Consider the following 9,743-nt stretch of genomic DNA (forward strand, 5'->3'; position numbering starts at 1 on the left):
TGTACAAAATTTATGACGTTTCGTGTAATAAAATGACTGCTTGAGCAGCAATACCTTCTTTGCGCCCTGTAAATCCTAGCTTTTCTGTTGTTGTCGCTTTTACATTCACTTGATCTTCAGGAGCGTTTAAAATAGAGGCAATGACACTTTTCATTTCATCAACATATGGTGCCATTTTTGGTGCCTGTGCCATAATCGTACAGTCAACATTACCTAATGTATAGCCTAACGCTTCTACGTCTTGCCATACTTCTTTTAGTAATTGTTTTGAATCATAACCTTCATATTGTGGGTCATCGTCAGGGAAATGGCGGCCAATATCACCTTGACCAACTGCCCCTAAAGCAGCATCTGCTATCGTATGTAGTAACACATCCGCATCAGAATGACCTTTCAAACCGTAATCATAAGGAATCTCCACCCCACCTATGATACAAGGGCGTCCTTCCACTAATTGATGTACATCAAAGCCTTGGCCAATGCGAACCATCGATGACTCCTCCTTACGATTCTCAAACCTATTCATTTGTAGCATATTTTCTGCTTTTTGTATATCTTCAGGATTCGTTAATTTAAAATTATCCACGCTGCCTTCCACAACGATTGGCTCTAATCCTATTTCTTCTAATAACGCCACATCATCCGTTGCCATAACACCATATTTGTACGCGTGATCATGCGCTTCTTTCAGCCAATCATATTGAAATGCCTGTGGTGTTTGCGCTTGATAAAGCGTACTACGATCTAAAGTTTTGATGCCTTGCTCTGATTGTTGTTTAACTGTATCTGTAACAGGTGTCGCTAAGAAAGCTGATCCTTGTCGTTTAGTCGCTTCAAACAAATCATGAAGTTCATCTTGTCTAACAAATGGACGAGCACCATCATGGACAAAAGTGATCACGTTTTCTTCAACCGCTTCAACGCCCTGTCGAACACTGTCCTGACGTTCAGCACCTCCTGTTATGTACTTCATAACCTTCCCAAAACTATATTCGTTCACGACTTCTTTCATCACATCGTGTTCATCAGCTTGCACAACAAGATAAATTGCTCGACACAAAGGATCTTCTTCAAACACATTGAGTGTATGAGCGATTAATGGGCGATCACCTAATTGAAGTAATTGTTTATTTTGCCCTAATTCCATGCGTTTACCTTGTCCAGCCGCTAAAACAATGGCTTGATATTGTTCCATGCTGCGTCTCCTATCTCATATAGAACTTGTTACATTTATTATAGGTGAACATTTACCAAACGAAAAGGGCTGACACATCACATAATTTTCATTTGATACTGCGTCAGCCCTAGGTTATTTTATTGCGCTTGATCTAGTGCTTTAGGTTTCGCAAAAATCATTCGGCCTGCTGAAGTTTGTAGAACACTGGTCACAATAACATCAAGACTATCACCAATATGATTCTTACCTTCTTCGACCACAATCATCGTACCGTCATCCAAGTATGCAACGCCTTGGCGGTCTTCTTTACCCGCCTTAATGACATAGACATTCATCTCTTCGCCTGGTAGTACAACAGGCTTCACGGCATTCGCCAAATCATTAATATTTAAGACTGTCACATTCTGAAACTCAGACACTTTGTTTAAATTAAAATCATTCGTCACAAGTACACCATTCATGACCTTCGTTAATTTCACTAGTTTACTATCTACTTCCTGAATGTCTTCAAAGTCTCCCTCATAGATCTGAACATCTACAGGAACCTCTTTCTGCAACCGATTTAAAATATCTAATCCACGGCGACCACGATTCCGTTTTAACACATCTGATGAGTCTGCGATATGTTGTAATTCTTCTAACACAAAATGAGGAATAATAATAGATCCTTCTAAAAAGTGTGTCTCGCAAATATCAGCTATTCGCCCATCAATAATCACGCTCGTATCTAAGATTTTCGGGCGAACGTCGGGAGCTTGGTTGACGTTTGCCTGATGCTCATCCGCTTCTGATTCTTTACGATTCATCGATAATAAGTTAATAAATTCATTCCGTCGTTTAAACCCGACTTGGAAGCCTAAATAGCCTAAAATCACCATGACGAATATAGGTAATATCTCAGATAAGACCGGATTACTTAAACCTTGCAAGTAAATATTAACGAGAAAGGCCAGAACTAGACCAACAATCAAACCTAAACTACCAAATAATAAATCAGCCACTGGTGCTTTGACCAACTTCTCTTCGATCACTTTTAACAGATTGACAATATAGTCCACGAGCCAAAAAGTAGATATAAATAATATGATTGCACCTAACACTAAACCAATAAAAGGAATGAACCAACTTGACTCGTCAACGCCTACTAATGATGCAACTTCAGGTGAATATAAGTAACCTAGTGCACCACCAGCGACCACGATAAACAATTGTATCGTCCTCTTTAACATGCTTGCACCTCCTATTCTTAAGTGTTGCCAAAAGCAAAATAGAACATAAGTTAATAAATGAACTATAATAGCTTATTATAGCACGCTTAAAAAAATTGAGTCAAAAAGATATCATTATATCATCATGAAACTTTTTATGTCAATTGTGTTACAAACTTTTCTCGTTTGTAACACAATTACTCCAAACCTGCTTTTAGAGCCTCCTGCACAGAATTGACTCCGACTAATTCGATCCCTTCCGGTGGTGTAAAACTGCCTAGGTTATTACTCGGTAGAATAATGCGCTTAAATCCAAGTTTATGCGCTTCATGAACACGTTGTTCAATACGGGCGACCCGTCTTACTTCACCTGTCAGCCCGACTTCACCAATAAATACATCATCTGGGCGTGTCGGCTGGTCTCGGAAACTTGAAGAGACACTAATAGCAACCGCTAAATCAATCGCAGGCTCATCTAATTTCACCCCACCAGCGACTTTTACGTAAGCATCTTGGTTTTGTAACAATAAGCCAGCTCGTTTTTCTAAGACCGCCATTAGTAACGGGACTCGATTATGATCAAGTCCTGTTGCCATTCTGCGTGAATGACCAAATTGGGTCGGGGAGATCAATGCTTGAATTTCCACTAGCATTGGACGAGTCCCTTCCAACGAGGCGACTACTGTTGAACCTGCTACCCCTTGAGATCGCTCTTCTAAAAAGATTTCTGATGGATTACTGACTTCTTTTAACCCTTCTTCTTTCATCTCAAAAATGCCCATCTCATGCGTGCTTCCGAAACGGTTTTTGACACTGCGAAGAATTCGAAATGTATGATGGCGCTCACCTTCAAAATATAAAACCGTATCAACCATATGTTCTAACAAACGCGGGCCTGCAATCGCTCCTTCTTTTGTTACGTGACCCACAATGAAGATCGAGATCCCTTTCGATTTTGCCACTTTCATTAAGGCGCTCGTACATTCACGAACTTGTGAAACAGAACCTGGTGCTGAGGTGACCGCATCATTAAAGATGGTCTGAATCGAATCGATGACAACAAATGATGGGTTCATTTGATCAATCGCATCAATTACATATTCTAAATTTGTTTCAGCCATAATGTATAAATGATCCTCATTCGCATCGAGTCGGTCAGACCGGAGTTTCGTTTGCTTTTCCGATTCTTCACCAGAGATGTACAACACATTCATATGATTGTTCGCCACTTGAGATGATAGCTGAAGTAATAATGTCGACTTACCTATACCAGGGTCACCTCCAATAAGAACAAGCGAACCAGGTACAATGCCACCACCTAGTACACGATTTAACTCTTCCATTTGCGTCGATAAACGTTCCTCTTCTTGTGAAGATACTTCTTTAATCGATTGAGGTTTCTTTCGTTGTTTAGAGGATTCACCTGATACTTGATGACGATCAGCGTTTTTTGACACCTTTTCCTCAACTAATGTATTCCATTGGTGACAAGCTGGACATTTCCCCATCCACTTCGGTGATTCATAGCCACATTCCTGACAGAAAAAGATCACTTTTGATTTAGCCATAATTTACTCCCTTTCCTATGTAGGTGCTTACATTATAACAAAGTAGAAAAACAGCCGGATTATCTATGAATCCGGCTGTTAATCTTATGATTGTTCATTTGTTTCAGGTTCCAGATCCTTCGTGGAGGCAATATAGAATTCACCTTCTTCATTGACGTCAATTTCTACTTCTTGCCCTGTTTGAATCGTACCACGAAGAAGTTCTTCTGATAAGAAGTCTTCCACATTCTTCTGAAGTGAACGACGTAAAGGTCGAGCACCATATTCTAGGTCCATACCTTCATCAGCGATCTTCTTAATCGCTTCATCCGTTAAAGTGAAGTTAATTTCACTTTCAGACAGACGGTTTTGTAATTGTTTAACCATGAGTTGGACAATTTCTTGAATATGCTCTTCTTCGAGTGAATGGAAAACGATCGTCTCGTCGATACGGTTTAAGAATTCTGGACGGAATGCTTTCTTCAATTCATCCATCACTTTCGATTTCATTTGTTTATGATCTTGATGGTTATCGTCAACACTGAAACCAACGTATTTCTGACGACGTAATTCTTGAGCACCCACGTTTGATGTCATAATTAAGACTGTATTACGGAAGTCAACTACACGACCTTTCGCATCAGTCAAACGACCATCTTCTAAGACTTGTAGTAAGATGTTAAAGACTTCAGGGTGCGCCTTTTCAATTTCGTCTAATAGAATAACGGAATAAGGTTTCGTACGTACTTTTTCCGTTAATTGGCCACCTTCTTCATAGCCTACATAACCAGGAGGAGAACCAACTAGACGAGATGTCGCATGTTTTTCCATATATTCGGACATATCCATACGAATCATTGCATCTTCATCACCGAACATAGAAGACGCTAATGCGCGTGCTAATTCTGTCTTACCGACACCCGTTGGTCCTAAGAAGATAAAGGAACCAATTGGACGCTTCGGATCTTTCAAGCCTGCACGAGCACGACGAACTGCTTTGGCAACTGCATCGACCGCTTCGTTTTGACCAATGACACGATCATGAAGTGTTTGCTCTAGGTTGAGTAAGCGTTCTTTATCATCCTTCGCTAAGCGAGAAACAGGTACTCCCGTCCATGTCGAGACAACTTGAGCGATATCTTCAAGCGTTACTTCAGAATCTTCTTTACCTTGCTTTTCTTTCCATTCGTCTTTCGTCTTCTCTAGTTCATCTTTTAATTTCTGTTCTTTATCGCGTAGAGAAGCAGCTTTTTCAAATTCTTGACTTTGTACAGCCGCATCTTTCTCTTTCTTCACTTCATCTAATTTTTGTTCAAGTTCTTTTAAATTAGGTGGCGCTGTGTAACTTCTTAAACGCACACGTGATGCTGCTTCATCTATTAAATCAATCGCTTTGTCTGGTAAGAAACGATCCGTGATATAACGATCTGATAGGCGAACAGCACTTTCAATCGCTTCAGGTGAAATCGTGACACGGTGATGTGCTTCATAACGGTCACGTAACCCTTCAAGAATTTGTTGTGATTCTTCCGGTGTTGGTTCATCAACTTGAACCGGTTGGAAACGACGCTCTAACGCGGCATCTTTTTCGATATATTTACGATATTCATCTAATGTTGTAGCACCAATACATTGTAGATCGCCACGCGCTAGAGCTGGTTTCAAGATGTTTGAAGCGTCGATTGCGCCTTCAGCACCACCAGCACCAATTAATGTGTGTAATTCGTCAATGAATAGAATCACATTATTAGCTTGGCGAATTTCTTCCATGACTTTTTTCAAACGATCTTCGAATTCACCGCGGTATTTAGTTCCTGCAACAACAGTACCCATATCGAGTGTCATGACGCGTTTATCACGTAAAATTTCTGGCACTTCATTATTAACGATTTGTTGTGCAAGGCCTTCAGCAATCGCTGTTTTACCAACACCAGGCTCACCAATTAGAACCGGGTTGTTTTTACGGCGGCGGCTTAACACTTGAATGACACGTTCAATTTCTTCAGCACGACCAATAACAGGGTCGATATTGCTTTCTTGTGCCACTGCTGTTAAGTCTCTGGCTAATGAATCAAGTGTTGGTGTGCTTGCATTGCTTGATTGTTTTTGTTGACGGTTATTACCTGTTGATTCGTTACTGCCTAGCAGTTGTAACACTTGCTGGCGCGCTTTATTTAGACTAACACCTAAGTTGTTAAAGACGCGTGCAGCCACACCTTCGCCTTCACGAATTAAGCCTAGTAAGATATGCTCTGTTCCAACATACGAATGATTTAATTTACGCGCTTCATCCATTGATAATTCAATGACTTTCTTCGCACGTGGTGTGTAATGAATCGTTTGTTGTTCACTTTGACCGACACCGATTAATTGTTCAACTTCCTGTTGGATTTGTTCGGCTGTCACGTTTAATGACGACAGTGCCTTAGCTGCAATACCTTCGCCCTCTTTCACTAAGCCGAGTAATATATGTTCTGTTCCGATATTATTATGACCTAATCGAACAGCTTCTTCTTGAGATAAAGCTAACACTTTTTGTGCTCTCTCTGTAAATCGTCCAAACATCATATCTGTTTGCCTCCTTCAATTAATATTGCTCTAATTGTAATCGTTCACGAATTAAGTTCGCTCTAAACCAATCACGTTCACCTGGTTGTAGAGATTTTTTCGCGTAGTGTTGTAAAAAGCCCGGCTGCGTTAGCACCATTAACTCATTCAAAATGGTTTTCGAAATGTTTTTGATTAAGCCTAAATCAATGCCTAATCGGACATCTGATAAACATTTTGCCGCTTCCTTCGATTCAATGATACGGCTATGAGCCAACACACCGTAAGACCTAAATATCCGGTCCTCTAACTGTATACCCGATTGTTGCATCACCCATTCACGGGATTGACGTTCACTTTCAATGACTTGGCTTACAACACTTTGTAAATCTTGAATAATATCCTCTTCTGACTTACCAAGCGTCATTTGATTAGATATTTGATACAACGCACCCAACGCTTCACTGCCTTCGCCATAAATTCCACGAACCACTAACCCTAATTTGTTAATCTCAGGAGCCATTCGGGTCATTTGATTCGTCATCGTTAACGCTGGTAAATGCATCATAACCGATGCTCGCAAGCCCGTTCCGACATTAGTTGGACAACTTGTTAAATACCCTTTTTCTTCATTAAACGCATACCGCGTTCGTTCTTCAAACCAATCATCTAACTTCTGGGCTTGTTGTAGGGCCTCAGATAAACCTAAGCCTGGGTAATAGAGTTGAATTCTTAAATGATCCTCTTCATTAATCATCACTGATGCCTGCTCATTTTCCGAAATTAGCACCGCGCCTGTTTGACTATTTTCAGCTAAATTAGGACTCATCAAATGTTTTTCAACTAAAACCCGTTTTTCAACCGGCTCTGTATCAGCCATCTTCACTAACTGAAACTTTTTAAAATCCTCATAAGATTGATTATTAAACTCCTGCTCAATATGCTGGAGTACCTTTTCTTGTGATGATTGGTCTCCACTAGTCGGGAAAGGAACTTGTTCTAAATTCCGTGCCAAACGGATTCGTGTGCTTAAGACAATATCCGAATCCTGACCTTCATCATTCATCCATGGGCTGATGGCATCATTAATAAAATCTTGTAAAGACATTACGCTTCACCCCCATGATCATCATGCAGTTCTTCTTTTAAATGACGGATTCGATCTCGAATATTCGCAGCTTCCTCGAAATCTTCTTCATTAATTTTTTGCTGCATCTGTTCTTGGAGTTGATTAATTTCCCTGTGCTTATGCAAATTACCGCCTAGTCTCTTCGGGATTTTCCCAACATGTTCCGTATTCCCACTATGAACACGTTTAAATATCGGATCTAGATAATCTGAAAAGGCTTCATAACATTGGCTACAGCCGAATTTCCCTTGATGTCTAAACTCATGATACGTTAAGCCACATCCTTCACATTTGATCGTTTGTGCAGAGGTCATCTGTTGTTGGGATTGATCCTTTGTTTGATCAAACGGGAACATATTCGTTAGAAAGTGGTGAAGGGATAAGTTTTCATTTGCAAAATCCATATAACCCTCACCTTGAGCACATTGCTCACATAAATGCATTTCTTTCTTTTGTCCATTAACGACTTGTGTGTAATGAACAGAAGCTTCTCGCTCTTGGCAATTTTGACATAACATTTTAACCCCTCCAATCAACCGTGCATTTTGATGGTCGTTAATAGTTCTTTAAAAATCTTAGCGCGAATAATATCACGATCCGGTAATGGTATATCCAGAATATCTCGATGCATAACTTTCTCCATTAATCGTTTTTCACGCTCTGTTATCAAATTTTCTTCTTTAAGACGTTCAACCAAATCAAATGAAGCTTGTTGAGTTAAAGGTTGATTCGATGCCAAATCCATCTCTTTTAGCAGAGCTTCATTCGATTTCGGCTGTAAGCGAATGATACGGATATAGCCGCCACCACCACGCTTACTTTCCACTAAATAACCTTTTTCAAGCGTAAATCGCGTATTAATCACATAATTTATTTGAGAAGGGACACATTCAAAACGGTCAGCAATTTCACTGCGCTTTAATTCAACGACATCACTCTGACTCGACTGAATGACTTGCTTTAAGTACGCTTCAATTACATCGGATATATTCCTCACCGTTGCTCCCTCCTTACTTCTCAATCATTTATAATTGATCAAAGTTTGACTTTGACTATCTTTGACTATACTTTCATTATACTGATATTTTTCTATGTTGCAAATGATTTGATTGTTTGCTTTTGTAATAGTTATTTTTGCATAAAAAAACGTGTGAACACTGGCACAAATAGTGTTCACACGTTATCTAATACTATTATTTATTGGTTATATCCATATCATCATTATTATAAATATAAGTGACATCATTCAATTTACTTAACTGATTTAATAATTCATGTCGGTTAAATTCTTGACGTTTCTCAAGCTCAATATGGACATTCCGACGATCCATTTCATCACTCTTAATTTCCATTCGCTTAATTTGTAGCCGAAATTCTTCTAATAAATCTAGAATCTCTCCAATATGAGCCTCTTGATTAATTAATAAATGCAGTTGATTTTTATCCTTATGACGCGTAAATAATTTCTCAAATGAGTTAAGAAAAATTAAACTTAGTAATACAACTAATGTTGCAAGAATTCCTAAGGCATACATACCTGCACCAATAACTAACCCTAATCCAGCAACAGTCCAGATAGACGCAGCCGTTGTTAAACCTCTGATCGTCATACCATGAACAAGAATCGTTCCTGCTCCCAAAAAGCCGATCCCGCTAATTACATAAGAAGGGATACGAGCTGGGTCAAAACGGACTGTATCATGATCATTAATATAAGGGTCAAAACCATAAACTGATAGTAACATCATTACACAGGCACCTACACCAACTAATATATGAGTGCGGAAACCTGCTTGATGGTTTTTTAATTCACGTTCAAAACCAATCAATCCACATAGTACTGTCGCAAGTAATACACGATATAACATGGTATCAAAATTTTCATTAATGAATTGTTCATTTATATATTGGATCAAGTCCATTTCAATTTCACTCCTCTTAACAAACCAGTTCCCTTTTATGTATGAATACTGTTTAATTATTATTCCATCATAAACAAAAAAAGCTAAGAAGACAATATATCTCTTAGCTTTAATGATGTGCCCGGCGGCGTCCTACTCTCGCAGGGGAAGAACCCCAACTACCATCGGCGCTAGAGAGCTTAACTGCTGTGTTCGGCATGGGAACAGGTGTGA

8 protein-coding genes and 1 rRNA gene are annotated in these 9,743 nt (G+C 39.5%); all 9 read right to left on the reverse strand.

From position 1 onward, the window contains the following. Positions 1–10 precede the first annotated feature (10 nt). On the reverse strand, positions 11–1,195 hold the full coding sequence (ispF, locus tag J2S77_RS12005) for a 2-C-methyl-D-erythritol 2,4-cyclodiphosphate synthase (RefSeq protein ID WP_306977654.1): 1,185 nt from the start codon (positions 1,193–1,195) through the stop codon (positions 11–13). 119 nt (positions 1,196–1,314) lie between these two features. Then, entirely contained in the window at positions 1,315–2,406 is a 1,092-nt protein-coding gene (locus J2S77_RS12010; RefSeq protein WP_306977656.1) for a PIN/TRAM domain-containing protein, read from the reverse strand. A 176-nt stretch (positions 2,407–2,582) separates the two neighbouring features. Continuing rightward, a complete protein-coding gene (gene radA, locus J2S77_RS12015; RefSeq protein WP_306977659.1) occupies positions 2,583–3,953 on the reverse strand; it encodes a DNA repair protein RadA in 1,371 nt (456 codons plus the stop codon). An 84-nt stretch (positions 3,954–4,037) separates the two neighbouring features. Next, entirely contained in the window at positions 4,038–6,500 is a 2,463-nt protein-coding gene (gene clpC / locus J2S77_RS12020) for an ATP-dependent protease ATP-binding subunit ClpC (RefSeq protein WP_306977660.1), read from the reverse strand. A 19-nt stretch (positions 6,501–6,519) separates the two neighbouring features. Continuing rightward, on the reverse strand, positions 6,520–7,587 hold the full coding sequence (gene mcsB, locus J2S77_RS12025; protein WP_306977662.1) for a protein-arginine kinase McsB: 1,068 nt from the start codon (positions 7,585–7,587) through the stop codon (positions 6,520–6,522). Continuing rightward, complete coding sequence (mcsA, locus tag J2S77_RS12030) at positions 7,587–8,126, reverse strand: protein-arginine kinase activator protein McsA (protein ID WP_306977664.1); 540 nt, start codon at positions 8,124–8,126, stop codon at positions 7,587–7,589. The genes mcsB and mcsA overlap by 1 nt, the downstream gene beginning before the upstream one ends. 14 nt (positions 8,127–8,140) lie before the next feature. Beyond that, complete coding sequence (locus J2S77_RS12035) at positions 8,141–8,605, reverse strand: CtsR family transcriptional regulator (protein ID WP_306977666.1); 465 nt, start codon at positions 8,603–8,605, stop codon at positions 8,141–8,143. Positions 8,606–8,801: 196 nt separating this feature from the next. Continuing rightward, entirely contained in the window at positions 8,802–9,476 is a 675-nt protein-coding gene (locus J2S77_RS12040; protein ID WP_370871837.1) for an MgtC/SapB family protein, read from the reverse strand. A gap of 173 nt (positions 9,477–9,649) precedes the next feature. Beyond that, positions 9,650–9,743, reverse strand: a 5S ribosomal RNA gene (rrf, locus tag J2S77_RS12045); the annotation flags it as partial.

The organism is Alkalibacillus salilacus (genome assembly GCF_030812915.1).
GTDB lineage: Bacteria > Bacillota > Bacilli > Bacillales > Alkalibacillaceae > Alkalibacillus > Alkalibacillus salilacus.

Bases quoted from the DNA above. Each gene is read 5' to 3' on its own strand.
- radA (WP_306977659.1), bottom strand. From the start codon at position 3,953: ATGGCTAAATCAAAAGTGATCTTTTTCTGTCAGGAATGTGGCTATGAA.
- ispF (WP_306977654.1), bottom strand. From the start codon at position 1,195: ATGGAACAATATCAAGCCATTGTTTTAGCGGCTGGACAAGGTAAACGC.
- mcsA (WP_306977664.1), bottom strand. From the start codon at position 8,126: ATGTTATGTCAAAATTGCCAAGAGCGAGAAGCTTCTGTTCATTACACA.
- mcsB (WP_306977662.1), bottom strand. From the start codon at position 7,587: ATGTCTTTACAAGATTTTATTAATGATGCCATCAGCCCATGGATGAAT.
- J2S77_RS12040 (WP_370871837.1), bottom strand. From the start codon at position 9,476: ATGTTATATCGTGTATTACTTGCGACAGTACTATGTGGATTGATTGGT.
- clpC (WP_306977660.1), bottom strand. From the start codon at position 6,500: ATGATGTTTGGACGATTTACAGAGAGAGCACAAAAAGTGTTAGCTTTA.
- J2S77_RS12010 (WP_306977656.1), bottom strand. From the start codon at position 2,406: ATGTTAAAGAGGACGATACAATTGTTTATCGTGGTCGCTGGTGGTGCA.